Source organism: Bacillus sp. JJ1474, from assembly GCF_036965225.1.
Lineage (GTDB): Bacteria > Bacillota > Bacilli > Bacillales > Cytobacillaceae > Cytobacillus.
On sequence record NZ_JBALPC010000154.1, the window covers coordinates 1 to 884 of the forward strand.

Sequence of the window (884 nt, forward strand, 5' to 3'; positions counted from 1 at the left end):
CGATAAATATGAATACGAATAGAACCGTTTTTCTTATAGATGGTACACAATTAAAAGGATCGTTTATCTCAGGGGATGGGTCTGTTTATCTATTTGAATGTGAGGTACTTAGAAAAGTCAAAGGCAATATTCCAATGATTATATTATCCTATCCGGGTATTGAACAACTTGTTAAGATACAGCGCCGGCAATTTGTTCGTATTGAAACAGGGGTGGATGCCGCTATTCATCCGATCGAAGGGGAATTTGCTCCATTTGTAACGGTTACAGATGACATTAGTGCTGGGGGGGCTGCCATCATTAATGACAGAAAGAGACCTATATCACAAAATATGATGGTCCATAGTTGGTTTGTTCTTCCGATGCAAAATGGGGAAACCCATTATTTAAAACTAAAAAGTAAAATTGTCAGGATCGTTGCAGTCAATGAGTGGAAATCGCTAATCTCTCTTCAATTTATTGATATTTCACCGACTGATAGACAGGTATTGCTTCGCTTCTGTTTTGACCGCCAGCTTGCCTATAAGAAAAAAGGGATAGAAATATAATAGATAGGAATAAAAAGTAAAAATTACTCGCATACTTTAAATATATTAACCATGCGGGGAGATCGTTATGAAATCGATTGAAAGAATACTAATAAAAGTTGTCATTATACAGTTCTTATTCCTCTTCATAACCCAATTGTTTTTTCATAAATTTAATATTTTTCCTGAACTCAAACAGCTTACTCAATATGAGGGTGTCACGGATAATAACTTTACGGAATTCCTTGAAACATTCAGGGGGCAATGATAGCAGGTGCTTGCCTGCTATTTTTGTTTTTAATAAATGCTTTTCAAAGTAGAGAGGTAATCATAGTTTTATTCGTTTATTTATGCCAT

General features: G+C 35.2%; 2 protein-coding genes. Both read left to right on the plus strand.

Annotation, left to right across the window (positions count from 1 at the left end; translation table 11 throughout):
* Nucleotides 1–548 (plus strand): flagellar brake protein (locus V7164_RS17775; RefSeq protein ID WP_335354758.1); only part of this gene is annotated, 548 nt, incomplete at its 5' end.
* A gap of 67 nt (nt 549–615) precedes the next feature.
* On the plus strand, nt 616–795 hold the full coding sequence (locus V7164_RS17780; protein WP_066294227.1) for a YpfB family protein: 180 nt from the start codon (nt 616–618) through the stop codon (nt 793–795).
* The last annotated feature ends 89 nt before the right edge of the window (nt 796–884 follow it).

Coding starts and splice junctions, on each gene's coding strand:
- V7164_RS17780 (WP_066294227.1), top strand. CDS start 616: ATGAAATCGATTGAAAGAATACTAATAAAAGTTGTCATTATACAGTTC.